We start from the raw sequence: 25,324 nt of genomic DNA, 5'->3' as shown, positions 1-25,324 counted from the left end.
GAAATCCCCAATTAGATGTCTAGTACTTGTGGTTGTTGAGCAACATGGTTGTGCTCAGCGCCCGCGTAAACTTTTAGCTTACGGTACATAGCACGGCCTAGAGGACCACGTGGAAGCATGCCTTTAACTGCAAGCTCAAGAGCCATCTCAGGTTTACGATCGATCAACTTTTCAAAAGTGATAGATTTTAGACCACCTGGGAATTCAGAGTGACGGTAGTACACTTTGTTCTTAGCTTTGTTACCAGTTACAGCAACTTTCTCAGCGTTGATAACGATGATGTAATCACCAGTGTCAACGTGAGGAGTGTATTCAGCTTTATGTTTGCCACGTAGGCGAGATGCAATTTCACTTGCTAGACGGCCAAGAGTTTTACCTTCAGCGTCTACAACGTACCAGTCGCGTTTTACAGTTTCTGGTTTAGCAACGAAAGTTTTCATGCTAACAATAACCCGTTAATTAAATTTTAAACTTTAAAGGAACACCCAATAGTGCTCCCACACTGTCTAAGAGCCCAGTCATCACCCCTTCGAGTCGTTGGTACTCTCGACCTTCAATTTCGAAATAACTTCGATAATCAGGTCTGCAGTAACGGTGGGTCGCAGGATTATAGAGAAGAGCGAAGAAAAAATCACCTTTTTTTGCGCCAAATCACTAATTTTTTCTTCACTTTTTTAAGAACCCATTGGATCTAGGCCAAATGTTCACGCGCGAGATACTCATGACTTTGCATCTCAGTAAGCCGAGACAAACAGCGCTTAAATTCGAACTCTAACTGCCCGTCAGTATATAAGTCGGCCATTGGCACTTCAGCAGAAATAATCAACTTAACATTGCGCTCGTAAAACTCATCGACCAGCGCGATAAAGCGTCTCGCCGCATCATCTATTTTTCGGTTCATTTGTTGAACATCTGCCAGTAATACAGTGTGGTAAATACGAGACAATTCAATGTAGTCATTTTGACTGCGAGCAGTTTGACACAACTGAGCAAACGACGCATGCAGCACCCCGTCACTTGCTTCAATCACCGCTAGTTGACGGTGGTTAACTTCGATTTGATGAGCAACAAACTGACGCTCTCCAGTCAGCTGCTGATAATATTTGTTAAGGTTTATGCTAGCCTGCTCATCAAGCGGGTAATGGTATATTTCAGCCTGTTCTAACGTTCTTAAGCGATAATCAACGCCACTATCGACATTCAACACTTCACAACGTGCCAAAATCATATCGATCGCGGGCAAAAAGCGCGCTCTTTGCAAACCGTTACGATATAAGTTCTGCGGCTCAATGTTTGAAGTCGCGACTAGGATCATCTGCCGCTTGAACATTTCTTGAAGTAGCGTTGCAAGGATCATCGCATCAGTAATGTCGGAAACAAAAAATTCATCAAAGCAAACCACATCGGCTTCTTCTTTAAATTTATCCGCCACTTTTGATAGCGGATTTTCGACATCACCTAACAGCTTCAACTCATCATGTACTCGATACATAAATCGATGGAAGTGGACGCGCATTTTTCTTTGGGTCGGTAAAGCATCAAAAAATGCATCCATAAGGTAGGTTTTACCGCGACCTACCCCACCCCAAAAGTAAAGACCTTTTGGTGGTTCAGGCTTGTCGATTTTTTTCCCCATTAGCTTTTGCCATTTGGAAAGCTGAGGAACAGGCGCTGACTGAAATTCAACGATAGCATGGTAAAGCTTGTCTAATGCAACGACCGCTTGATACTGAGCTTCATCACGCTGAAACCCGTGTTCTGCTATGTCTTTTTGATATTGTTGTAGTGGTGTCATCGTATTAAGTCGTATAGAGGTATAGAGAAAAGGGTTACCTCGGGGTCAACTTTGAGAATAGAGAGAAGTAGTTATCAGTCCCCGAAGACATACTGCTATTTTTCTTTATCGGCTGTTCAAGCCATAGTAACATGGACGAGCACCGCGTGTAACTAAGTAGTAAAAGACTTGTTAAAACAACTATAAGGAGCAGTTATGCCTTGGATTTATGCCATTGTGGGTTTGCTGGTCGGTACAATCGTAGGCGTAGTCATTAGTAGACTAACCACCCCTGAATACAAAAAACAAAAGTCTGTGCAGAAAGAACTTGAAGCGGCCAAGTTTGAATTAGAGCAACAACGTCAAGAGCTCGTCGATCACTTTGCACAAACCGCAGAAATGTTGGACACCCTAGGTAAAGATTACACCAAGCTATACCAACATATGGCCAAGACCTCTTCTGAGCTTTTGCCAAACTTACCAGAACAAGACAACCCGTTTGATAAGAAAACGGCAATGTCGTCTGAAACCATTGCAGAAGATCAACCAGAGTTTAACGAACAACCAAAAGACTACGCTAATGGCGCCACCGGTCTTTTGAAGGATCAAGAGAAAGAAATCATTAATGCTCCCGAAGCGGTAACCGCAAAAGCATCATAATCCTCTCTTACTTCTATCTAGGGCCGATACATTTGTATCGGCCCTTTTTTGAACTTTTTCCCCTCACCTTCGCTCTAACTTGGGTGTGCACTGCCTCCCCTTTTGATTGTCCGAACTAGACCCTATATTAGTTATTAACAAAGTGAACTAACCGTTCGGATATTTCTTTTTGGCAGACATGTTTCAAGAGGAGTTATTGGATGAAAAAACCACTGCTTGCGCTCACCGTTCTATCTCTGAGTTTGGGTTCGATTATTGCCCCAGTTCAAGCCACTGCCGCATTACCTTTGAATGTGGATGGCCAACAGTTACCTAGCTTGGCACCAATGCTTGAGAAGGTGACCCCAGCTGTTGTGAGTATTGCTGTAGAAGGTAAACAAGTACAAACCAGCCGCATTCCCGAGCAATTTCAATTTTTCTTTGGCCCAGACTTTCCTATGGAACAAAGGCGAGAGCGCCCGTTCAGAGGTTTAGGGTCTGGTGTCATTATTGATGCGAAGAAAGGCCATATTGTCACTAACTACCATGTGATCAAGGGCGCAGATGAGATTCGAGTTCGCCTCTTTGACGGGCGCGAGTATGACGCTACGCTCGTTGGCGGTGATGAAATGGCCGATGTTGCGTTACTTAAATTAGAGAAAGCGAAAAACTTAACGCAGATTAAAGTCGCGGATTCCGACAAACTGCGTGTCGGTGACTTTACGGTTGCGATTGGTAACCCATTTGGGCTCGGTCAAACCGTAACTTCGGGTATTGTTTCAGCCCTTGGCCGTAGTGGCTTAAACGTTGAAAACTTCGAAAACTTCATCCAAACCGATGCCGCAATTAACAGCGGTAACTCTGGTGGTGCATTGGTCAACCTTAATGGTGAGCTGATCGGTATTAATACTGCGATTTTAGGCCCTAACGGCGGTAATGTGGGTATTGGCTTTGCGATTCCATCAAACATGATGAAAAACCTCACTGATCAAATTCTAGAGTTTGGTGAAGTCAAACGCGGCATGTTGGGTGTGCAAGGTGGCGAAGTAACCTCTGAGCTAGCTGATGCACTGGGTTACGAGTCGAGTAAAGGGGCCTTTATTGGTCAAGTCGTACCGGACAGCGCAGCCGATAAAGCAGGGTTAAAAGCCGGTGACGTAATTGTATCGGTGAACGGCAAAGCGATTAATACTTTCTCAGAGCTCCGCGCAAAAGTGGCAACACTGGGCGCAGGTAAAGAAATCACATTAGGTGTGGTTCGAGATGGTAAGAATAAAACCTTTAATGTAACGCTTGGCGAATCTACGAATATGAAAGCTAAAGCGGAGACATTACATGAGGGACTCAAAGGTGCGGAGTTAAGCAATACAACACCAAGTGATGTAATCCAAGGTGTTAAAGTATCGAGCGTTGCAGATAACTCTCCGGCTGCTCAATATCAATTACAACAAGGTGACATTATTATCGGAGTGAACCGTCAACGAGTGAAAAACCTTGCCGAGCTTCGTACAATCGTAGAGAAACACAAAGGTGTACTGGCTCTTAATATTCAACGTGGTGAACGTACTATTTATCTTGTCATTCGTTAACCACTTTCAAAGTGATAGAAAATAAGGTTTTCGATGCATAGTACTGAGTGATAAGGCTCGATCACTTTTCCTTATCGCTCAATAACTAATGAAAAGGGCAGCGCGATGACGTGCTGCCCTTTTGTTATTTTTCAATGTAATGCTATTCTTCATCTTCGATGCCATTTTGGCGCTCACGCATGGAGAGGATATGCTCAGCTTTTTATTACGTTCTGTCTTTTTAGGCTTGGCTACTGCCGCAGTGGTATTACTGGCGGTTCCATCTTTGCGCAACAACGTAATTCCTGCCGCGCTTGATCCTCAACCTGTTAATATCGCATCAGTCGAATTGACGTTTAATCAAGCGGTCCGAAGAGCAGCGCCTGCCGTGGTAAACATCTACAGTCGTAAGTATGTTGAGAATGATCGTAGTAAACTCTCAACTCAAGGCCTGGGGTCAGGGGTCATTGTTAGTGAGAAAGGCTACATCATTACTAACTATCATGTGGTTGCTCAAGCTGATCAAATTGTTGTGGCATTACAAGACGGCAGAGCCGCAGCGGCTCAGCTCGTGGGGACAGATAAGCGTACTGATATAGCCGTGCTGCGTGTCGAAGGTTCGAATTTGCCCGTAATCCCTCTGAACTCTAATTACAAACCACAAGTGGGCGATGTAGTACTAGCCATCGGTAACCCATACAACCTTGGACAAACCACAACGTTCGGCATTATTTCTGCCACAGGTCGTTCATCTATTAGCGATGGTCGTCAAGCATTCATTCAAACCGATGCCGCCATCAATGAAGGTAACTCTGGTGGAGCCCTAGTGAACACACAAGGCGAGCTCGTCGGCATTAATACCGCCTCTTTTCAGCAAGCGACAGATTTAGAAACTTACGGGATCTCTTTTGCGATCCCTGCGCCGCTAGCCAGTAAGATCATGCAGAAAATCATCGCTGATGGCCGCGTGATTCGTGGTTATATTGGAATCGACGGCCAAGACATTAATGCGGTCACTGCTCGCCTACTTGGAAATGAACACATAGGTGGTATTGTCGTACTTGGTATTGATCCAAATGGTCCAGCAAATGCGGCTGGCTTTCAAAAACAAGATATCATTATCAGTATTGATGGCAATAAGGTTCAGGGGCGTCAGAGCGTTATGGATATCGTCACCGATTTACGGCCTGGCACCACCGTGGACGTCGGTATCATTCGCAAAGGAAAAGAGATGACCTTGAAAGTCACCATTGCTGAAGACAAGCAAGAAGCATAAAAAATCCCAGCCATTGGCTGGGATTTTTATTTGTGCGTTACTCGCTATCGCTCGGTGTTTCCGTCGTATCGGAATCATCTAGCTCAACTTCAATGCGAGTGACTCGCTGCAAACCTCTCGGTAATAACCCACCTCGGCGACCACGTTCGCCACGGAAGTTATCAAGGTCAGACGGTTTAAGACCCAACTTTCGCTTACCCGCGTACAGCGTTAACGATGCACCTTTTGGTAAAGACATTAAGTGAGATAGTACTTCTTCTCGCTCTTTTGCTTTAGCTGCAGGAATGTTGATGATCTTATTCCCTTTACCTTTCGCCAGTTGTGGCAAGTCTTTGATTGGGAACAGCAGCATGCGACCTTGGTTAGTGATTGCTAAGATTTCATCAGAGTCTAAATCTTCAATCTCTTTTGGCGTCATGATCTCAGAGTTGGCAGGTAAAGTGACGAGCGCTTTACCGCTGCGGTTTTTAGACAGCAAGTCCGCGCCTTTACATACAAAGCCGTAACCTGCATCTGAACCCACCAGCCACAGCTGATCTTCTTCACTCATGATGACTTGGCGAATACTGCTACCAGCCGTAATATTCAAGCGACCGGTAATCGGCTCACCTTGACTACGAGCAGAAGGCAGTGAGTGCGATTCCAGAGAGTAACTTCGACCGTCACTACCTAGGAATACCGCAGGCTGATTACTCTTACCTCGAGCATGCGCTAAATACTTATCACCCGACTTATAGTTTAAGCCTTCGGCATCCACGTCATGGCCTTTCGCGTGACGAATCCAACCTTTCTCAGAAAGCACAACCGTGATTGGCTCACTTGGTACGAGGTCACGTTCAGTCAGCGCTTTTGCTTCTGCACGCTCAACCATTGGAGAGCGACGGTCATCACCGTATTTCTCTGCGTCTGCTTTGATTTCTTTTTTCAGTAGTGTGTTCAGACGACGCTCAGAACCGAGTAGCTGTTCTAGCTTCTCACGCTCTTTCTCTAGCTCGTCTTGCTCACCACGGATCTTCATCTCTTCTAGTTTCGCTAGATGACGAAGTTTGGTATCTAAAATTGCATCCGCTTGGATATCGGTAATACCAAAGCGTTCCATCAGCACCGCTTTTGGATCGTCTTCAGTACGGATGATCTCAATCACTTCATCTAGGTTGAGGTAAGCAACTAACAAACCTTCCAAGATGTGTAGACGAGCCATTACTTTGTCTAGACGGTGTTGTAAACGACGACGCACAGTCGTACGACGGAACTCGATCCACTCAGATAGAATTTGCACCAGACCTTTAACTTGAGGACGGTTATCCAAACCAATCATGTTCAAGTTAACGCGGTAACTGCGCTCAAGATCCGTTGATGCGAACAAGTGGTTCATCAACAAGTCACAATCGACACGGTTTGACTTAGGCACCACAACGATACGCGTTGGGTTCTCGTGATCCGATTCGTCACGAAGATCGTCAACCATTGGCAGCTTCTTCGCACGCATCTGGTTAGCGATTTGCTCAAGCAGTTTGGCACCCGATACTTGGTGAGGCAAAGAAGTGATAACAATATCAGAACCTTCTTTATGCCAAACCGCGCGCATTTTGATGCTGCCACGACCGTTGCGGTAAATCTTCTCGATATCCGCTTGCGGCGAGATAATTTCTGCTTCTGTTGGGTAATCCGGACCTTTGACATACTGCATCACGTCCGGCAGTTCTGCTTTCGGGTTGTCGATCAAATGAATAGTCGCATCTGCGATTTCACGAACGTTGTGCGGTGGGATGTCTGTTGCCATACCAACGGCAATGCCGGTTACACCGTTAAGCAGGATATGAGGCAGACGTGCTGGCAACATTTGTGGCTCTTTCATTGTGCCATCAAAGTTAGGTTGCCATTCAACCGTGCCCTGACCAAGTTCGCCAAGCAATACTTCAGCAAACTTAGACAGTTTTGCTTCGGTATAACGCATTGCCGCAAATGATTTCGGATCATCTGGCGCACCCCAGTTACCTTGACCATCCACTAATGGATAGCGGTAAGAGAATGGCTGAGCCATCAATACCATCGCTTCGTAACACGCTGAATCACCGTGCGGATGGTATTTACCTAGCACGTCACCAACGGTACGTGCAGATTTTTTGTATTTTGCTGATGCAGAGAGACCAAGCTCTGACATCGCATAAATGATGCGTCGTTGAACCGGCTTTAAGCCATCACCAATGTATGGCAAGGCGCGGTCCATGATTACGTACATCGAGTAGTTCAGATAAGCGTCTTCAGTGAACTTGCGCATTGGCAATTGTTCGACGCCATCGTAGGTAATTTCTGTAGACATCCGTTACACCTCTGCCAAGTCGCCGTTGTTTTGTAGCCAAGAACGACGGTCATCTGCACGCTTTTTACCTAGCAGCATGTCCATCATTTCCATGGTCGCCGTAGAGTCGTCAATGGTTAACTGCACTAAGCGACGCGTGTTCGGATCCATGGTGGTTTCACGCAACTGAAGTGGGTTCATCTCACCCAGACCTTTGAATCGTTGCACGTTGATTTTGGCTTTCTTCTTCGACAAGCGCTCTAAAATGCCATCTTTTTCATCATCATCGAGGGCGTAGAACACTTCTTTCCCGCAGTCGATTCGATACAGAGGCGGCATCGCCACATAGATATGACCCGCTTCCACTAGTGCGCGGAAGTGACGAGTAAATAGAGCACAAAGCAGCGTTGCGATGTGAAGACCATCCGAGTCCGCATCGGCAAGGATACAGATCTTACCGTAACGAAGACTCTCGAGGTTGTCGCTATCTGGGTCAATACCCAAAGCAACTGAGATATCGTGTACTTCTTGAGACGCAAGAACTTGATCGGCAGAGACTTCCCACGTGTTCAAGATCTTACCACGCAGTGGCATCACGGCTTGGAATTCACGGTCACGTGCCTGTTTTGCCGAGCCACCCGCAGAGTCACCCTCCACAAAGAAGATTTCCGTGCGACTTAAGTCCTGTGCAGAACAGTCGGTCAACTTACCTGGCAGTGCCGGGCCAGAAGCCACTTTCTTACGTACGACTTTTTTCGCCGCTCGCATACGACGATGCGCGTTAGCGATACAGACTTCTGCCAATTGCTCTGCGAGCTGAGGCTTTTCGTTCAACCAAAGACTGAACGCATCTTTTACAACGCCAGAGACAAATGCCGCGGTTTGACGAGAAGAGAGACGTTCCTTGGTCTGGCCTGCAAATTGTGGATCTTGAATTTTAACCGACAGCACGTAAGAACAGCGGTCGAAAACGTCATCACCCGTTAGCTTCACACCACGAGGTAATAGATTACGGAACTCACAGAATTCGCGCATCGCTTCCAACAAGCCTTGGCGTAAACCATTAACGTGCGTACCACCTTGAGCGGTTGGGATTAGGTTAACGTAGCTTTCGGTGATCATTTCACCGCCTTCTGGCTGCCAAATTACCGCCCAGTTTGCCGCTTCAGTATCCGCCAAGAACTCACCAGTAAATGGTTCTTCAGGAATAACTGGATAGCCTTTTACACCTTCCGCAAGATAGTCTTTAAGACCGTCTTCGTAGTACCACTTATAGTCTTTGCCATTAACTTTGTCGGTTAATGTGATTTCTAAGCCCGGACACAAAACCGCTTTTGCGCGCAGGTTGTTGACTAAGCGCGTCACAGAGAAGTTAGCCGAATCGAAGTACTTCGCATCAGGCCAGAAATGTACGCTGGTACCGCGATTGCGACGACCACATGTGCCAGTTACGGTCAGATCAGACACTTTCTCGCCGTGTTCAAATGCAATTTCATACACTTGACCATCACGACGAACTGTTACTTCAACGCGTTTTGACAACGCGTTTACTACAGATATACCTACCCCGTGCAAACCACCAGAGAATTGGTAGTTTTTGTTAGAGAACTTACCACCCGCATGTAGCTTACATAGAATTAGCTCTACGCCTGATACTTTCTCTTCTGGGTGGATATCAACAGGCATGCCTCGACCATCATCGATCACTTCGAGTGATTGGTCAGCATGTAGGATGACTTGTACTTTTGAGGCATGTCCGGCTAGCGCTTCATCGACACTGTTGTCGATAACTTCTTGGCCCAAATGGTTTGGGCGCGCTGTATCCGTATACATCCCTGGTCGGCGACGTACTGGCTCTAAGCCATTCAGTACTTCAATGGCACCAGCATTATATTGTTCAGTCATAATACGGAATTATTCTCAAAGTTTACTTGTTGCCTGAGTATCACCAATGGGCGTACCCATACTCAGGAAACGAAAAAGCCACCCTGTTCACATCACTAAGAGTTTGTAAACATGATGCATAACAAAGTAGCCAGGGTCCTCGACCCTTAAGATCTTTTGGCAAAACATAGTCGGAAAGCATACCGCCCATGTCAAGAAACGGTTGGATATATCAATAAAAACTATGAGCCTTTTCCAATCGCTTTCGAATTACAGTTCTAGAAATTCGATAATCTGTGCAGGATAACGCTCAAAGCCTACAAAACTGTGATCACCGCCTTGTTCTACTGTTTGCTTAGCGTCTGCAAACTTATCTACCGCTTGTCGATAGTCTAAAACCTCATCTTCTGTTTGTTGCAATAACCAAAAAGAATGTGGCGACGCGATGCTTTGTACATCAAGAGCTTTTAACTCGTCAATATGACAAGCTTCAAGTGTATAGGTTTCATGCGTATATGGGTTAGTTTGCTTACCCAAATAATCTACTAGCAACTCATAAGGCTTGACTGCGGGGTTGACCACTACCGCTTTAAACCCAAACTTGTCATTTAGCCACGTTGACATAAAACCGCCTAATGAGCTGCCCACTAGACCAATTTTATAGTCGTCTTTATATTGCTCGATAATATCCAACAACATTTTCGCCGCTTGCTGAGGATAACAAGGTAACTGGGGAACAATCACCTTAATATCAGGCCTATGTTGCTCGCAGTAGGCTCTCATCACATTCGCTTTCATGGAGAGTGGAGAGCTATTAAAGCCATGGATATAGAGAAGAAGTGAAGGTTTACTCATAGATATCTCGCACAAAAAAGCGAGCCCGAACAGAGAGCTCGGGCGCGTTAGTAGCCGTTAGAAGAGAAGTCTGGTTGGAACTGGCCATCAGGAAGCCGACCTACTTGGGTCGTAATATCGCCACAAGCGTGTAGTTGCAGCTCCCGCCAACCAGGCGAAGTGGTATCAAGGGCAAAATCATCCGAGTTAGGCTTAAACTGAACACAAGTTGAGGGTGTTGCCATCGCTCGAATGCCCTTGTGAAGCACATTCATATCTTGATGAACATGACCACAGAGAATGCCTTTCACGTTATCAAAACGCTCGACAACCTGCCAAAACGCTTCGGCATCTTTTAAAGTATGTTGATCAAGCCACGCGCTTCCCACCAGTAACGGGTGATGATGCAACAAAACAAGTGTGTGTCTTTCTGGGTGTTCGGCTAGCTTTTCTTCGAGTAGCGTTAATTGCTGATCACTCAAGCGCCCATGAGGAACGCCAACAACTTGCGAGTCTAAAAGAATTAACTGCCAATGCTCGCCAAGCAACACATGCTCTGCGGCTTTGATTTGTGGCGAAGGCAAAACACTGCCCATATTAGGCTTGTAATCATGATTACCAGGTAGCCAAAAGCAGTCTTTCTCTAGCGGTTCAATGCCGTTGGCAAAGCGCTGATAAGATTCTGCACTATGGTCTTGGGAAATATCGCCCGTCGCCAAGATGTAATCAAACGCCACGTTGCGGCGTAAAACATCAGCAACAACAGCATTAAAGCTATCGACTGTTTTTACGCTTAGCAAACCTCCCTCATCGGCAGCAAACAGATGAGTATCCGTAATTTGTAAAAGTTTGATGCTGTCACTAGATGATTGCAAAATGAAAACCTGATTCGTCCACTATATCGTTATTTGTTATTTTCCTTTAGTGACGTGACGATCAATTGAAGGCAAGTGGTGTTCTACTGATACCACTTCGTAAACAAAACGTCAGCCATTCACCGAGGAATGTGTTTAATTGATGCTTTTCATCTTTCTGCATCAGTTGGTCATTGGGATAATCATACTTAGCTTTTATGCGAGAGAACTCTCCGCTTGAGCATACTTCGGCTACTCTCGCATCATGATAAAGCCTGACAGACATCGTCGGTAAAGGAAACACTGGCGTTTCATCACTCTGACATATCTCAACAACTGTGGTGTATTTTGTGATTTCATTCACGGTCAATTGGTAAACCATGTTCGCCGCTTGGTAGCAACGTACATCCCCAACTTCGGCAGAAGCAGGCAATAAGGCGTTCAACTTAGCGTAGTTGGTCTCATACGTTCTCATAAGACCAGCTAAATCAACATGATATTGTTGTTTTTCAGCCAATTGTGCCATTACTCACTCTCCACCGTTTGGGATTGTCCCCATTCTGACTTTAACTCTTGATGGTGTAATTGCAGCCATTGCAACGCAATAATCGACGCACCATTTTCAAATTTCCCGTCCTTCACCCATTGATACGCCGTTTCACGACTCATGACATGAACTCGGATATCTTCATTCTCATAGTCTAAACCATGAATGCCGTGCGCTTTAGACGCATCCACTTCACCAACAAAGACGTCTAGCTTTTCCGAGCAACCACCAGCCGAAGGATAATAAGAAGTGACAGGTACAACGCGCCCCACCTGAATCCCCGCTTCTTCGACAGCCTCTCGACGAATTACGGCTTCAGCAGATTCATCGCGGTCAATCATACCGGCGACAATTTCTAGCTGCCAAGGGTGTTCATGTTCCAACGCGCCAATACGAATCTGTTCAATGATTACGACCTGGTCCGTCTTTGGATCATAAGGAAGCATCGCTGCTGCGTGACCACGCTCGAACATTTCTCGTTCGACAACTCCACTCCAACCACCAGCAAATAGCCTATGCTGAAAGCGGTATTTCACCATTTTGAAAAAACCTTCAAATAAGGTTTCTTTCGAGATGACTTTTACATCTCGCGAAGTAAAATCTTGTTGTTGTTTGTCACGCTGTTGCATTCAACACCTCTCTGAGTGAATCCTGTAGTTTACTCATTGTTATTCGCTTGCTCAAAGGACTTGGCTCAACTTTTTGTATAATAGTTACAAATTAATTTAAGTCTTTGCTAAAAATTTATTGCACAAGTGGATAATTACGTGTAAAAAAGTGCAAACTTTAGAGTAAATATCGTGCAAATTGAGTTAAACTACTGAGAATTAACCAATCTATGGACCGCGGGAATAGAAAATGAAAAAATTGCTTCCACTATTTATCAGTGCAGCGCTAGGTAGCATGAGTACGTCTGCGTTCGCAGACTCTTTGGCTGAAATCTACGACTTGGCAAAACAAAATGATCCACAATTGCTCAGTGTAGCAGCACAACGTGACCAAGCTTTCGAAGCAATCACCTCAAGCCGTAGTGCTCTATTACCACAAATTAACCTTACTGCGGGTTACAATTTAACTCGTGGTGACAACGATTATAACGATGGCGCTCTGGGCAAATCATCGAATGATCAAGATGCTCTAACTGCTGGGGTAAGTTTCTCACAAACTCTATACAATCGCGCATCTTGGATCTCTCTAGATACTGCTGAGAAAAGCGCTCGCCAAGCAGACGCGACTTACGCAGCGACGCAACAGGCACTGATCCTTCGCGTGTCACAAGCATATTTTGAAGTTCTACGCGCGCAAGATAATCTTGTTTTCGTACGAGCAGAAAAAGCCGCAGTGGGTCGTCAATTAGAGCAAACTAAACAGCGTTTTGAAGTAGGTTTGTCTGCAATCACTGACGTGCATGACGCACAAGCTCAGTACGACCAAGTGCTAGCGGACGAAGTGTTGGCAGAAAACGCGCTAACTAATAGCTACGAGTCACTGCGTGAAATTACAGGCCAAGAGCACAAAGATCTCAACATTTTGGATACTGGCCGCTTCACCGCTAGCCCATCGACCGTACCAGCTGAATCACTCATTGATGAAGCAAAAACCAAAAACCTGACCTTGCTATCTTCACGTATTCTTCAAGACATCGCGCGTGACAATATTTCACTAGCAAGCTCTGGCCACTTACCAACGCTCTCTCTAGATGGTGGTTACAATTACGGAGATTACTCAGGAACGGACAACACATTCAATAGTGGCCTAAACCGCAATGCCAATAGTGACCGTACTAGTGACAACTTCAATATCGGTGTGAACCTTGCTGTACCGCTATATACAGGTGGTAACGTAACCTCTCAAACCAAACAAGCTGAATACGCATACGTGGCAGCAAGCGAAGATCTTGAAGCACAGTACCGTAGCGTAGTCAAAGATGTTCGCGCACAAAACAACAACATTAACGCCTCTATCGGCGCATTACGTGCGTATGAGCAAGCGGTTATTTCTGCACGCTCTGCACTAGAAGCAACAGAAGCTGGCTTTGATGTAGGTACTCGTACTATCGTTGATGTACTGGACGCGACTCGTCGTCTATACGATGCGAACAAAAACCTATCGAACGCTCGTTACGACTACATTTTAAGTGTTCTTCAGCTACGCCAAGCAGTTGGTACGCTAAGCGAACAAGACATCTTAGACGTTGATGCAGGTTTGAAAGCGGCAAAATAACCGCGAATTGAATACTTCAGGTCTTAATAAATAAAAACGCCAGTTGAGTTATCAGCTGGCGTTTTTTATTACTTGTAGTTCAGAGCCTAAAAGTGTCTCTTAGCATCAAGTATCATAAAGGCCGCACTTAGCGACCTTTATGAGCAAATAGCATTTCAATGCTAACAAACAGCAGGCTTAGCCCTTACCGCCTTTGATTGCATTAATGATTTCACTGGTCGAGCAGCCATCTTCAAAGTTCAATACACGAACTTCACCACCCGCCGCAATGACTTCTTTACCACCAGCAATATCTTCTGGTTTGTAGTCACCGCCTTTTACTAGCAAGCTTGGTAGAACTTCTGAGATCAAACGCTGCGGCGTATCTTCACTAAATGGTACAACCCAATCCACAGCGCCCAAACCTGCCAACACCGCCATGCGGCGATCGGTTGGGTTTACCGGACGACCAGGGCCTTTAAGGCGTTTTACTGACTCATCGGTATTTACCGCAACGATTAGGCGATCGCCCAGTTCAGCAGCATGGTTTAAGTAAGACACATGGCCAGCGTGTAGAATATCAAAGCAGCCATTTGTCATAACGACTTTCTCGCCACGAGCACGTGCTTTTTTCACCGCTTCGATCAGTGCTTTTTCTGAAATAACACCGTAATCCGTGTCTTGGCTGCCATGTACCGCTTCAGCTAATTCAATCTCAGAAAGCGTTGACGTGCCTAGTTTACCAACTACAACACCTGCCGCTGCGTTTGCTAGTGCACACGCTTCTTCAAATGATTTGCCTGCGGCAACAGACGCTGCCAATACAGAGATAACCGTGTCGCCCGCACCTGTCACGTCGTACACTTCTTTCGCTTGAGTTGGAAGGTGGAACGGTTCCTGACCACGACGAATCAAGGTCATTCCGTTTTCGCTGCGTGTCACCAAAAGCGCTTCAAATTCAAACTCTTCAACCAAAGCCAGTGCTTTCTCTACTAGCTCTTGGTCAGATTTCACTTTACCTACAACGTCTTCGAACTCTTTCATGTTTGGCGTAAGAAGTGTTGCGCCACGGTAGCGTTCAAAATCCGCACCTTTCGGGTCAATGAAAACCGGAATATTTGCTGCGCGCGCTTTTTGAATGTATGCCTGAACATGCTCTAACGAGCCTTTTGCATAGTCAGACATAATCACGGCTTTAACGTTTGGCAGTGCGGCATCCATTCGAGATAACACTGGCGCAGAATCTGTGTTTTCAAACTTGTCTTCGAAGTCGAGACGAATAAGCTGTTGTCCACGGCTCATTACACGAAGCTTCGTAATCGTTGGGTAATCAGGCAGTGCAACGAAATCGCACTTCACATTGAGTGAGCTCAGCGTCTCCGTCAGCACTTTTGCAGGCTCATCTTCCCCAGTTAGACCAACAATGTGAGCATGGCCACCTAGTGATGCGATGTTCATCGCAACGTTCGCAGCACCACCAGGACGCTCTTCATTGTTTTCTACTTTTACAACAGGAACCGGCGCTTCAGGAGAAATGCGCCCGGTTGGGCCATACCAGTAACGATCTAGCATGACATCACCGATGATGAGCACACCAGCGCTGTTGTAATCAGGTAGAATTGGTTTCATTGTTGGTCTCCAAAAATTAAATCGAAGTGAGTTTATCACAGCCCTTATCGAGGCTAAATATATGGTCTTAACTGAACCACTGATTCCAAGCCTGTTTTACCCACTCCCTTTCGGCAACAAACTTGTCTTCCACCACATCAGCGTCTAAATTGAGTAGATTTCGTCGGTGTATTTCGTTGCGCATTGTCGTGTAAGCACGTATCAACTGCATTGCTTGGTCTTCGTCCATGACATTTTGCGCAATGAGCGTTTCAAAGATGCGCACATTATCACACCAACGCGTCAATTTCGGCTTATCGTGACTATAGTTGAGCACTAGGTACTGAGCGAGAAATTCGATATCGGTAATCCCACCCACATCTTGCTTGAGCATAAAGCGGCCTGGCTTTTTCCCCCCAAGATGACCGCGCATTTTTTCTCTCATTTTGACAACGTCTTTTTTCAGTTCAGCTTGATCGCGTGCTTTGCACAACACATCATGCCGCGTATTGTGAAATGCGATCGCCAGTGGTTCATCACCATAAATCATGCGCGCGCGGACAAGTGCTTGATGCTCCCATGTCCACGCGTCTTGATGTTGATAGTCGTCGAACGCGTCCGTTGGGCTAACCAACAAACCCGATGCACCGGACGGACGCAATCGGGTATCGACCTCGTATAAAATACCGGAAGCGGTGCGAGTGGAGAAAATATGAATGATACGCTGTGCTAAACGAAGGTAGAACTGACGACCATCAATCTCTTTTTTGCCGTCAGTGTAGACATTGACTGGGCAGTCATGCATGAAGACAATATCCAAGTCGGAGTTATAGCCGAGCTCCCACCCTCCGACTTTACCATAGCCAATTACAGCAAAGCCTTTGCCTTCACGATCTTTCACATGCGTTGGCTCGCCATACTTTTCAGATACTTGCAACCAAGCCTGACAGATCACCGCATCCACGATAGCTTCCGCTAAATAAGTTAAATGGTCACTCACTTTCATCACTGGCAATGCGCCAGCAATATCTGCCGCTGCAATACGCAAAATACAAATTTGCTTAAACTGACGCAACGCTTCCATTTGCTGTTCCATATCATCTTCAGGAATACGCGCCAAATAATCACGCAGCTCTGTACGGTAACTGTCTAATGGAATGGGATTGTACAGCTGCGCAGGGTCGATTAACTCATCAAGCAAGATAGGATAACGAGACAGCTGCTCTGAAATCATTGGGCTTGCGGTACACAAACGTACGAGCTGCACCAGAGCCGCTGGATGCTCATCCAATAATTCCAAGTAAGTTGTGCGAGTGCAGATGTTGTGTAGCAAATGAAGTACACGAGATAAACCAAACTGTGCATCAGGATGGGCAAAGACCGCATCAAACACTTTCGGCATCAAACGATTGAGCACTTCGCGTCCACGTGGGCCTAACGTTTTTTTGGCCAGATCGGTTTTAAAGTTGATGATGGTTTTCGCGCATGAAGCAAAGTCTTCAATCTGAATATCTTGCAGCAGGATATGCTCAAGAACGTCTTGTTTGTCGGCCATATCCCATAGCTCATGAAAATGACGAGCAACGGTAGTCCCCTCGTCTTCTTCATCATCACCAATTAGTGATTCAAAAACTTGGTGAACATTTGCCATATGCTGCTGGGTTTGCTCAATTAATTGCTCCCAACAGCTCATTTTCATCGCGGTGGCGAGCTTTAAGCGTTCGGTTTCGCAATCAGGCAGCGTCTGGGTTTGCTTATCCGCCATTGCTTGCAACAAGTTTTCTAATTGACGCAAGTACTTGTATGCGGCTTCTAGATCGCTGACTTCTTGTGGAGTAAGCAATGCCAGCTCTTCAATGCCTTGCAGCGTTTCCAACAGCCCTCGATTACGCAAAGAAGGCTCTCGACCACCTCGAATTAATTGAAAAACTTGAGCGATAAATTCAATTTCTCGGATGCCACCCGCACCTAGCTTAATGTTGTTATTCAACCCTCGGCGGCGAACCTCGCTACTGATCATCGACTTCATTCGTCGCAAAGATTGAATCGCACTGAAATCAATATAACGACGAAAAACAAAAGGGCGCAGCATTTGGCGTAGCTCTTGATACTGCGGGTACATCTCACATCCCATCACCCGAGCTTTGATCATCGCGTAGCGTTCCCAATCTCGCCCCTGTTCTTGGTAATAATCTTCAAGTGCGGCATAGCTCATTACCAAGGGGCCACTTTCTCCAAATGGGCGAAGTCGCATGTCGACGCGGTAGCAAAAACCATCGAAGGTTTGTTGGTCGAGCGCTTTGATGATGCGTTGACCAAGACGAGTAAAGAACTGGGCATTGGCAATGCTTCGGCGTGCGCCTTGGGTTTCGCCATTCTCTGGGTACGTGAAAATTAGATCAATATCGGAAGAAAAGTTTAGCTCGCCACCACCCAGTTTCCCCATGCCGATAATTAACATCGGCTGCACTTCACCGTCCTCACTTGTTGGCGTGCCCCACTCCTGACAACACACTTGATATTGCCATTGATAGGTTTCAAAAATCATCGCTTCTGCCAACTCAGATAAGTGGCTTAAAGACGTCTCTAGAGACCATGCATGCGTGAAATCCTTCCACGCAATGTACACCATTTCTCGATTGCGAAACTGACGCAATACGCGATGACCAGACATCTCATCAGGACATTGTTCCAACAGTTCAGCAAGGCGTGAGCGGTAAGACTCCTGACGACTTGGCTGCGCTAACATACTTGGCAACTCACGGGCTAGGACTTCATCGCGATGAATGGCTTCAGTTATAAACTGGCTTAAGCCCGCCACATAACGAAATTGCTGCGCAACCTCATCGGGCCAAAGGGGAAAATAACCTGCGTCTTGGGCGTTTTGTACGGCAGATTCAGCGATAGAAATCAGTGGCGAAGGCAGCTGCATTTTTCTTCCTTGTTTGAAAAGCACGGTAACTCATTCTTTATACCAGACTGAAAGCAAATAAAAACGCCACAAAAGGTTTGTGGGCGTTTTATCAAAAGTTCGGGATCGAATATTAAACTTGGAAAGATTTGATCTTCTTGTCTAGCTCACCTGCATTATTTTGCATCATTTCAGAGGTTTCTAGCAGCTCGGTAACAACAACAACTGAGGCTTCAACCAACTCACGTACATTGGTGAGGTTTTGGCTCATCTCTTCTGCAACACTGCTTTGCTGACCAGACGCCGTCGCGATCTGGAAGTTCATGTCATTGATTTGCGTCACTTGCCCAACAATACCATCGAGCTCAGATCCAGCATTAGAAACCAGCTCGTTTCCATCTGCCGCTTCTACAACGCTTTTTTCCATGAGTTCTACCGCAGATTCAGCACTGGTTTGCAGCTGTGCGATCATCTCTTGAATTTCTACCGTCGCTTGTTGTGTACGTTGGGCAAGGTTACGAACTTCATCTGCAACCACAGCAAAACCCCGCCCAGCCTCGCCAGCTCGCGCCGCTTCAATCGCCGCATTCAGTGCAAGCAGGTTGGTTTGTTCAGAAATGCCTTGAATCGTCCCTACAACGCTACCAATGGCTTCAACACGTTCTTCAACTTGGTTAACCGCTTGTGCCGATGAAGCGATATCCGACGAAAGTTCACTCATTTTCGCCATTGTACTTTGCAAGAACTGCTGACCAGAAATTGCTTGTGCGGAAGCTTGCTCTGTTAGAGAAGATGCCGTCTGGGCATGTTCCGCAACCGTTTGGACCGTCGACGACATTTCACTCATCGCCGTAGCAAGTTGATCAATTTCGTTAAACTCTTCTTGCGCCGATTCCTTCGTTTCCGACATGCTCAGCGTCATGACTTCGGTGAGCGTTGATAATTCATCAGACGCATTAATTTGCATTTGAATCACATCGTGCAATTGTCGACGTGTCTTTTCTAATTCACGTGCCACGTCTCCGTATTCATCTTTACAATCCATACCAAATGGAACAGAGAGGTTCTTGCTCGCCATCAGTTTGATCGCGTCGCTCAGATACTGTGTTTGACGCAACATCACTCTAGCCGCCGCTAATAAGAGCACGACAAAAACCACAATCAATAAGGCGGTTTGCCAAGCAACTTGCGTTAAATATGCTTCATAATGCTGTTGGGCAACTTGCGCGTTTTGTGTCGCCGCTAAAAGTGAGTCGTAAAAAGTGTTTGCGTCCCACAGTTGTTTTGCCACGATCAGGACAGTACTGAAGACCATCAACATGACCATTTTAGGCACCAGTCGAATGTCGGATATGACCCTTTCCCATGGCTTAAATGCCAGCTTTTCCATTGTCAGTTCTCCACCGAGTCTTATATAGTCTTTATCTATAATCTTTATATTACTTATAGTTATGTTCGCGCTTTGCGTGGTTACGCGATTTATTTTGAGCTTCGTATGAAAAACAATGATATCAAAGACAGCACACGACCGATGGGCCTGTTGTCACTAATATTGTCTTTTATGGCACTATTTGTGATCTCTGGCTTGTTGTTTTTCCCGATCGATCACGAAACCCGTCAAGTTCTTATCGGTCTGGATTTCATAATCTGTAGTATTTTTCTACTACAGCTCACCATTGATTTGATCCGGTCCACAGATCGCTGGTTATTCCTTAAACGTCATTGGATAGATTTCGTAGCGAGCATCCCATTGATAGAGCCCCTGCGCTTTGCTCGTATTTTTCATATTATGCGAGTGGTATTAGTACTGCGTTCGTCAAAGTTCATTTTGCATCAGCTCAAAGAAAACCGCCGCGAAACCACGGTCGCCTCTATACTGCTATTGATGGTTATCCTCATAACACTCGGTTCTAGTGCAATGCTGTTTATCGAAGCGAAAAACCCAGAAGCGAATATTCGTACTGGCGCCGATGCTTTGTGGTGGGTATTTGTAACAATCTCAACGGTTGGTTACGGCGATCATTATCCAGTGACCTCCATAGGAAAGTTTTTGGCTGTCATCATCATTGTTTGCGGGGTGGGTATCTTTGGTATGATCTCGGGTCTTATCACCTCTATCCTTACTGCCCCAACGAAACAACAGACGCACAGTTCAATCAATAAAGAACGTATGCTCGAGCAGCTCCTAAGCCAACAAGCGCAAATACTAGAACGACTCGATTTCATGGAAAAAGAGCTACAACAACGTAAAACAGAGACAAAAAAATAGGACCATGCGGTCCTATTTTTTGTTCTTATCACCAGAACGATCATTCACGCCAATAAGGCTGAACTTCCACACTGATCGCTCGGGTTTGATCCATTGCATGCAAAATTGAGCGCTCTTGACGGTGCAACCAGCGTTCTAACTGCTCTTTTTCTGCGTCTTCCAGCATATCAACCAACGGGAGTAAGTGGTTCAGCATTAGCAGATCATCGATACCATGCACTAGATCCGCCCATGGTAAACGGAAGCTGTTACGCTCATCCGAGTTATACAAACTCGCGAAACCAATACCAGTATAGAGGTTACGCAATAAGCGATAACGCTGATCAACGTACTCTTGCGCCGTCAAATCGCGCTCTGCTGGGAAAGCTTCCATTAGCTCAGCCCAAGTGCGATCGAGCTGAGTAACTGAAAACGGCATGATGTTACTTGCCATTTTTTCACGTGCTTTTTCATCAAGAAATGGCTGCCAACCGCGTGCTAAGATCCAGCGGCTTAGATCCAGCAGTAACCCTGTGTAACGCGCGGAATTGAGCAACCCTAGCACTTCTTCACGGCTTGGCAACTCTTGTAACTGCTGAGTCAGCTCAGATACTAAGAACTTACGCGCATCCAACTTACGCAGCACATTGCCTTTGTCATCTAAGAGCTCTTCAAGGTGTGCATGCTCATCTAACCAACTCAGTTCTTCTTCCAACCATTTAAGCTCTTGGCGCAGAATCGCACTCGCGCGACGAGGGACAATCCCGCCAAAAATAGTCAATGTTTGACGAATGAAACGAATGGCATTACTGATTTCACGCAGTGCTTCCACGCTGTCACGCTCAGCATAAATTTGCTCGTGATAATGCCAATGAGACAAAGCGTGCTCTAAAGAGTTGATCAAGCAAAATTCAACGGTATCCGTCGGACTACTGTCCACAAGTGCCAATGATTTTACTTCATCACCCGCATAACCGCTTGCAAGTCGATAACCTTTCGCCGCTTTGCTCAAGTTACCCAAACGCATACCGCCTTGCTCGCAAAAGCTGCGTGCCAGCGTGAATAAAGCTTCGGTTTGGCCTGACTTAAGTTCCAGTTCAACTTCGCAAATCGGCTCTTGCTTCTCTTCTTCGTCTTCACCTTTGGCTACAACTAAGCCTTGGTCAAAGGCAACTTCAATCTGACTGCCATCGGGCATGCCAATCAGCCATTGTTCACGTGTGAAGTTGGTCGAGAATAATGGCATAAGCTCGGATTGCAGCGTTTCTGCATCTTTACCTGGAGGCCAAATATCTAGAGGATGAAGCGACAGATTAGGCTCGTCGCTAGTGTGCTCAGCATTGTATTCTGGTCTTTGATGTAAGCCTGCGACGACGCGTCCTGCTGTCTTTACGGTTTGGACGAATACATCATCAAAACGGCGAATTCTTAAACCAATGTCGTGCTTTCGAAGCCATTTATCGGCAGTATCAAAATAGGTGTTACCCAAGTCACGACAACTATGCTGAAGTACTTTTGTCTCAGAAATTTTTTCTTTTAAAGTTTCTGAAAATTCAGGAGAAACAAAAAACTTCAGTTCTATTTCGGTTTCCATAGCTATACCTTTCAAAGCAGATAGAAACAGGATATTGCGTAATTTCTCACACGGCAAGAGAGAAATATCGCCGGATTGATGATCTAAAACAGTTTTAATGAGCGATTTAATGCGTTACCATGCGCGCCTTTATAGCCATCGTTCAACATTTCGCCAAGCACTCAGAAATGGTGTATGTTTTTTTAAGGTTATAGTTATTAGGTTGAATGACCATGCCAGTAAATACAATTATGGGGTTATTTGCAAAGTCCCCAATTAAGCCTTTGCAACGCCACGTTGTGTGTGTCAACGAATGTTGTTCACACTTGGTGAAATTCTTTGAAGTATCTTCAAAGGGTGATTGGGAAAAAGCAGCAGAAATCCGTGCACAAATTTCTCACCTAGAGAAAGAAGCGGATGTGCTGAAACGTGAAATCCGTCTAAAACTGCCTCGCGGTTTGTTCATGCCAGTCGACCGTACTGACATGCTTGAGCTTTTGACTCAACAGGACAAACTTGCAAACCTGGCAAAAGACATTGCTGGCCGTGTATATGGTCGTCAACTTGTCATCCCTGAGGCTCTCCAACCAAACTTCCTCGCTTACGTTCAACGTTGTCTTGATGCTGCCGATCAGGCGCAAAAGGTAATCAATGAACTTGATGAATTGCTAGAAACCGGCTTCAAAGGCCGTGAAGTGACGCTCGTCGCTGAAATGATTCATCAATTAGACGTTATCGAAGATGATACCGATGCCATGCAGATTGAACTTCGCCAACAGTTGATGGTGATTGAAGCTGACATGAACCCTATCGATGTCATGTTCCTGTACAAGATTCTTGAATGGGTAGGTGGTATTGCCGACCAAGCGCAGCGCGTAGGTGCTCGTTTGGAAGTCATGCTATCTCGATCTTAAAACATAAAGTTAACGACATAACGAAGAGCATAATTAACACGTGTCATAGGGACGATGACTATTTTCATCGTCTTATGGTTTGGCGCGCGTAAAATTTTGTTCCGCTTGTTATAAAACAACTAGGTATTACGATGGATATCCTTGCGAACTACGGCACTGTCCTGATTATTGTTGCAGCGATTTTTGGTTTCATGATGGCGATTGGTATTGGCGCGAACGACGTTGCTAATGCGATGGGTACATCTGTAGGTTCAAAAGCGCTAACTGTAAAACAAGCTATCATCATTGCGATGATCTTCGAATTTGCAGGTGCTTACCTTGCAGGCGGTGAAGTAACCGACACTATCCGTAAAGGTGTAATCGAAACTTCTTTATTTGCTAGTCAACCAGATGTTCTTGTCTACGGCATGATGTCTGCGCTTTTAGCAGCAGGTACATGGCTGCTTCTTGCTTCTTACATGGGCTGGCCAGTATCAACGACTCACTCAATCATCGGTGCAATCATTGGTTTTGCATGCGTATCAGTAGGTACTGAAGCGGTTGACTGGGGCAGCGTTCAAGGCATTGTTGGTAGCTGGATTATTACGCCAGTGATTTCAGGTTTCTTTGCTTACGTTATCTTTGTCAGCGCACAGCGCCTGATTTTTGATACTGAGAACCCTCTGTTTAACGCGAAACGTTTTGTACCTGTTTACATGTTCATCACAACAATGGTGATTGCACTTGTAACCATCAAAAAAGGTCTAAAACACGTTGGTCTTCACCTGACCAATGGTGAAGCCTGGATGTGGGCAGCAGCAGTTTCAGCACTTGTGATGATTGGCGGCTACGTATACATCCAGAAAAAATTCGCTAATCGCGAAGAGGACCGCAGCTTTTCTGGCGTGGAAGGTATCTTCAGCGTTCTGATGGTTATCACCGCTTGTGCGATGGCATTTGCACACGGTTCAAACGACGTTGCAAACGCCATTGGTCCACTGTCTGCTGTCGTATCGACTGTTGAACACATGGGCGAAATCAGCACGAAAAGCGCCATCGCTTGGTGGATTCTACCTCTTGGTGGTATTGGTATCGTGGTCGGTCTTGCAACACTGGGTCACAAAGTAATGGCAACCGTTGGTACAGGCATCACTGAGCTAACGCCTAGCCGCGGTTTTGCAGCACAGCTAGCAACAGCATGTACGGTAGTTCTAGCGTCTGGTACAGGCCTGCCAATTTCAACCACTCAAACATTGGTTGGTGCGGTTCTCGGTGTTGGCTTTGCTCGTGGTATCGCAGCACTGAACCTAGGCGTAGTTCGTAACATCGTGGCATCATGGATCGTTACACTACCAGCGGGTGCGTTATTGGCCGTAGTATTCTTCTACGGACTTCAAGCGATGTTCGCTTAAGACACTCGTCAATAGAATGTAAGCGCTTTGTCATTATTGACTCAAACGCACAGAAAGGGAGGCTTTGCCTCCCTTCTTTGTTGCACCGAGGTTTGAAACTGCATACTATTCGTCTATTTCCGGCTCCAATCATTCGGTGCCAACGCTGTCTCCAAGAAAAATCGTTAAGGGATTTACTGTGAAAAAACTAATCATCACGGTTTTGTTTACTTTGCTAGCAGCGCCAGCGGCCCTAGCAGCAGACCGTTATATTTCTGATGACCTCTTCACTTTTATGCACTCAGGTCCAAATAACACCTACCGTATTATCGGTAGTGTTAACGCCGGTTCTAAAGTACAACTGATTAAAACCAACCGAGATACTGGCTATACGCAAGTTCGTGATGACCGTGGTCGCACTGGTTGGGTACAAAGCAAGTTTGTGACAAACCAAGAGAGCATGGCAATTCGCCTTCCTCGCATTGAGAAAGAGCTAGCCGAAGTAAAAGAGCAGCTTGCTAATGCTCGTCAAACTTCTGATGCAGAGAAAGCCGGTCTTGTTACCTCTCTCGAAACACGTAACCAACAAATTTCAGATCTAGAAAATAAATACTCTGAGATCAGTGATCAGCTTACTTCTGTTGAAACAGAAAACCGCGAGCTACGCGCAAAACTGGATACACAAAAAGATGACATGCTGCTTAAGTACTTCACTTATGGCGGCGGTGTCGCAGGTTTAGGTTTACTATTTGGTTTGATTCTTCCGCATGTCATGCCTCGTAGAAAGCGCTCTCCTGCGGGTTGGGCATAAACCCTTACG

At 45.8% G+C, this 25,324-nt stretch carries 20 protein-coding genes; 8 read left to right on the top strand and 12 right to left on the bottom strand.

Going from position 1 to position 25,324, the window contains the following annotated elements; all coding sequences use genetic code 11:
* Nucleotides 1-11 precede the first annotated feature (11 nt).
* On the bottom strand, nt 12-440 hold the full coding sequence (rplM, locus tag N646_RS12890) for a 50S ribosomal protein L13 (RefSeq protein WP_005372872.1): 429 nt from the start codon (nt 438-440) through the stop codon (nt 12-14).
* 251 nt (nt 441-691) lie between these two features.
* Nucleotides 692-1,795 carry a cell division protein ZapE gene (gene zapE, locus N646_RS12885; RefSeq protein WP_005387411.1) on the bottom strand — a complete coding sequence of 368 codons (1,104 nt, stop codon included), beginning with the start codon at nt 1,793-1,795 and terminating at the stop codon, nt 692-694.
* Nucleotides 1,796-1,990: 195 nt separating this feature from the next.
* On the opposite strand from zapE, the gene zapG reads away from it, so the two are divergent.
* From zapG to degS, 3 genes are all read left to right on the top strand, one after another.
* Nucleotides 1,991-2,434, top strand: a complete 444-nt coding sequence (zapG, locus tag N646_RS12880; RefSeq protein ID WP_005379861.1) for a Z-ring associated protein ZapG — start codon at nt 1,991-1,993, stop codon at nt 2,432-2,434.
* Between the two features lie 200 nt (nt 2,435-2,634).
* Nucleotides 2,635-4,002 carry a Do family serine endopeptidase gene (locus tag N646_RS12875; RefSeq protein ID WP_017820244.1) on the top strand — a complete coding sequence of 456 codons (1,368 nt, stop codon included), beginning with the start codon at nt 2,635-2,637 and terminating at the stop codon, nt 4,000-4,002.
* 190 nt (nt 4,003-4,192) lie between these two features.
* On the top strand, nt 4,193-5,257 hold the full coding sequence (degS, locus tag N646_RS12870) for an outer membrane-stress sensor serine endopeptidase DegS (protein ID WP_017633606.1): 1,065 nt from the start codon (nt 4,193-4,195) through the stop codon (nt 5,255-5,257).
* A gap of 37 nt (nt 5,258-5,294) precedes the next feature.
* On the opposite strand, the gene parC is transcribed toward degS, so the two are convergent.
* From parC to nudF, 6 genes are all read right to left on the bottom strand, one after another.
* Nucleotides 5,295-7,580 (bottom strand): DNA topoisomerase IV subunit A, encoded by a 2,286-nt coding sequence (gene parC / locus N646_RS12865; RefSeq protein WP_017633605.1) that lies wholly within the window; start codon nt 7,578-7,580, stop codon nt 5,295-5,297.
* A 3-nt stretch (nt 7,581-7,583) separates the two neighbouring features.
* A complete protein-coding gene (gene parE, locus N646_RS12860; RefSeq protein WP_005387417.1) occupies nt 7,584-9,464 on the bottom strand; it encodes a DNA topoisomerase IV subunit B in 1,881 nt (626 codons plus the stop codon).
* Between the two features lie 249 nt (nt 9,465-9,713).
* Nucleotides 9,714-10,298 carry an esterase YqiA gene (yqiA, locus tag N646_RS12855; protein ID WP_017820245.1) on the bottom strand — a complete coding sequence of 195 codons (585 nt, stop codon included), beginning with the start codon at nt 10,296-10,298 and terminating at the stop codon, nt 9,714-9,716.
* 47 nt (nt 10,299-10,345) lie between these two features.
* Nucleotides 10,346-11,152, bottom strand: coding sequence for a 3',5'-cyclic-AMP phosphodiesterase (gene cpdA / locus N646_RS12850; RefSeq protein WP_017820246.1), 807 nt, complete (start codon nt 11,150-11,152; stop codon nt 10,346-10,348).
* 61 nt (nt 11,153-11,213) lie between these two features.
* Nucleotides 11,214-11,657, bottom strand: coding sequence for a DUF1249 family protein (locus N646_RS12845; RefSeq protein WP_017633603.1), 444 nt, complete (start codon nt 11,655-11,657; stop codon nt 11,214-11,216).
* Complete coding sequence (nudF, locus tag N646_RS12840) at nt 11,657-12,307, bottom strand: ADP-ribose diphosphatase (RefSeq protein ID WP_017820247.1); 651 nt, start codon at nt 12,305-12,307, stop codon at nt 11,657-11,659. The genes N646_RS12845 and nudF overlap by 1 nt, the downstream gene beginning before the upstream one ends.
* Before the next feature lie 229 nt (nt 12,308-12,536).
* On the opposite strand from nudF, the gene tolC reads away from it, so the two are divergent.
* Nucleotides 12,537-13,901 carry an outer membrane channel protein TolC gene (gene tolC / locus N646_RS12835; protein ID WP_017820248.1) on the top strand — a complete coding sequence of 455 codons (1,365 nt, stop codon included), beginning with the start codon at nt 12,537-12,539 and terminating at the stop codon, nt 13,899-13,901.
* Between the two features lie 177 nt (nt 13,902-14,078).
* Here tolC and hldE read toward each other — a convergent pair whose 3' ends face one another.
* From hldE to N646_RS12820, 3 genes are all read right to left on the bottom strand, one after another.
* Entirely contained in the window at nt 14,079-15,509 is a 1,431-nt protein-coding gene (gene hldE / locus N646_RS12830) for a bifunctional D-glycero-beta-D-manno-heptose-7-phosphate kinase/D-glycero-beta-D-manno-heptose 1-phosphate adenylyltransferase HldE (RefSeq protein WP_017820249.1), read from the bottom strand.
* A gap of 67 nt (nt 15,510-15,576) precedes the next feature.
* On the bottom strand, nt 15,577-18,420 hold the full coding sequence (gene glnE / locus N646_RS12825) for a bifunctional [glutamate--ammonia ligase]-adenylyl-L-tyrosine phosphorylase/[glutamate--ammonia-ligase] adenylyltransferase (RefSeq protein ID WP_017820250.1): 2,844 nt from the start codon (nt 18,418-18,420) through the stop codon (nt 15,577-15,579).
* Nucleotides 18,421-18,532: 112 nt separating this feature from the next.
* Nucleotides 18,533-19,789, bottom strand: a complete 1,257-nt coding sequence (locus N646_RS12820; RefSeq protein ID WP_005379890.1) for a methyl-accepting chemotaxis protein — start codon at nt 19,787-19,789, stop codon at nt 18,533-18,535.
* Between the two features lie 105 nt (nt 19,790-19,894).
* Between N646_RS12820 and N646_RS12815 the strand changes: the two genes are divergently transcribed.
* Nucleotides 19,895-20,668, top strand: a complete 774-nt coding sequence (locus N646_RS12815) for a potassium channel family protein (RefSeq protein WP_005387432.1) — start codon at nt 19,895-19,897, stop codon at nt 20,666-20,668.
* A 40-nt stretch (nt 20,669-20,708) separates the two neighbouring features.
* On the opposite strand, the gene N646_RS12810 is transcribed toward N646_RS12815, so the two are convergent.
* Nucleotides 20,709-22,241: a CYTH and CHAD domain-containing protein gene (locus N646_RS12810; RefSeq protein WP_005379894.1), complete on the bottom strand. Its 1,533-nt coding sequence runs from the start codon at nt 22,239-22,241 to the stop codon at nt 20,709-20,711.
* A 212-nt stretch (nt 22,242-22,453) separates the two neighbouring features.
* On the opposite strand from N646_RS12810, the gene N646_RS12805 reads away from it, so the two are divergent.
* The 3 genes from N646_RS12805 to N646_RS12795 all read left to right on the top strand — a co-directional run bounded on the left by N646_RS12805 (nt 22,454) and on the right by N646_RS12795 (nt 25,315).
* Complete coding sequence (locus N646_RS12805) at nt 22,454-23,134, top strand: TIGR00153 family protein (protein WP_005379896.1); 681 nt, start codon at nt 22,454-22,456, stop codon at nt 23,132-23,134.
* A gap of 131 nt (nt 23,135-23,265) precedes the next feature.
* Nucleotides 23,266-24,525, top strand: coding sequence for an inorganic phosphate transporter (locus tag N646_RS12800; protein WP_017820251.1), 1,260 nt, complete (start codon nt 23,266-23,268; stop codon nt 24,523-24,525).
* Between the two features lie 178 nt (nt 24,526-24,703).
* Nucleotides 24,704-25,315, top strand: coding sequence for a TIGR04211 family SH3 domain-containing protein (locus N646_RS12795; protein ID WP_005379900.1), 612 nt, complete (start codon nt 24,704-24,706; stop codon nt 25,313-25,315).
* The last annotated feature ends 9 nt before the right edge of the window (nt 25,316-25,324 follow it).

This window comes from Vibrio alginolyticus NBRC 15630 = ATCC 17749 (genome assembly GCF_000354175.2).
GTDB classification, from domain to species: domain Bacteria; phylum Pseudomonadota; class Gammaproteobacteria; order Enterobacterales; family Vibrionaceae; genus Vibrio; species Vibrio alginolyticus.
Note: the sequence above shows the minus strand (reverse complement) of the source record. Positions and strands in the feature narration are given on the sequence as shown.

Coding starts and splice junctions, on each gene's coding strand:
- rplM (WP_005372872.1), bottom strand. CDS start 440: ATGAAAACTTTCGTTGCTAAACCAGAAACTGTAAAACGCGACTGGTAC.
- zapE (WP_005387411.1), bottom strand. CDS start 1,795: ATGACACCACTACAACAATATCAAAAAGACATAGCAGAACACGGGTTT.
- zapG (WP_005379861.1), top strand. CDS start 1,991: ATGCCTTGGATTTATGCCATTGTGGGTTTGCTGGTCGGTACAATCGTA.
- N646_RS12875 (WP_017820244.1), top strand. CDS start 2,635: ATGAAAAAACCACTGCTTGCGCTCACCGTTCTATCTCTGAGTTTGGGT.
- degS (WP_017633606.1), top strand. CDS start 4,193: ATGCTCAGCTTTTTATTACGTTCTGTCTTTTTAGGCTTGGCTACTGCC.
- parC (WP_017633605.1), bottom strand. CDS start 7,580: ATGTCTACAGAAATTACCTACGATGGCGTCGAACAATTGCCAATGCGC.
- parE (WP_005387417.1), bottom strand. CDS start 9,464: ATGACTGAACAATATAATGCTGGTGCCATTGAAGTACTGAATGGCTTA.
- yqiA (WP_017820245.1), bottom strand. CDS start 10,298: ATGAGTAAACCTTCACTTCTTCTCTATATCCATGGCTTTAATAGCTCT.
- N646_RS12845 (WP_017633603.1), bottom strand. CDS start 11,657: ATGGCACAATTGGCTGAAAAACAACAATATCATGTTGATTTAGCTGGT.
- nudF (WP_017820247.1), bottom strand. CDS start 12,307: ATGCAACAGCGTGACAAACAACAACAAGATTTTACTTCGCGAGATGTA.
- tolC (WP_017820248.1), top strand. CDS start 12,537: ATGAAAAAATTGCTTCCACTATTTATCAGTGCAGCGCTAGGTAGCATG.
- hldE (WP_017820249.1), bottom strand. CDS start 15,509: ATGAAACCAATTCTACCTGATTACAACAGCGCTGGTGTGCTCATCATC.
- glnE (WP_017820250.1), bottom strand. CDS start 18,420: ATGCAGCTGCCTTCGCCACTGATTTCTATCGCTGAATCTGCCGTACAA.
- N646_RS12820 (WP_005379890.1), bottom strand. CDS start 19,789: ATGGAAAAGCTGGCATTTAAGCCATGGGAAAGGGTCATATCCGACATT.
- N646_RS12815 (WP_005387432.1), top strand. CDS start 19,895: ATGAAAAACAATGATATCAAAGACAGCACACGACCGATGGGCCTGTTG.
- N646_RS12810 (WP_005379894.1), bottom strand. CDS start 22,241: ATGGAAACCGAAATAGAACTGAAGTTTTTTGTTTCTCCTGAATTTTCA.
- N646_RS12805 (WP_005379896.1), top strand. CDS start 22,454: ATGCCAGTAAATACAATTATGGGGTTATTTGCAAAGTCCCCAATTAAG.
- N646_RS12800 (WP_017820251.1), top strand. CDS start 23,266: ATGGATATCCTTGCGAACTACGGCACTGTCCTGATTATTGTTGCAGCG.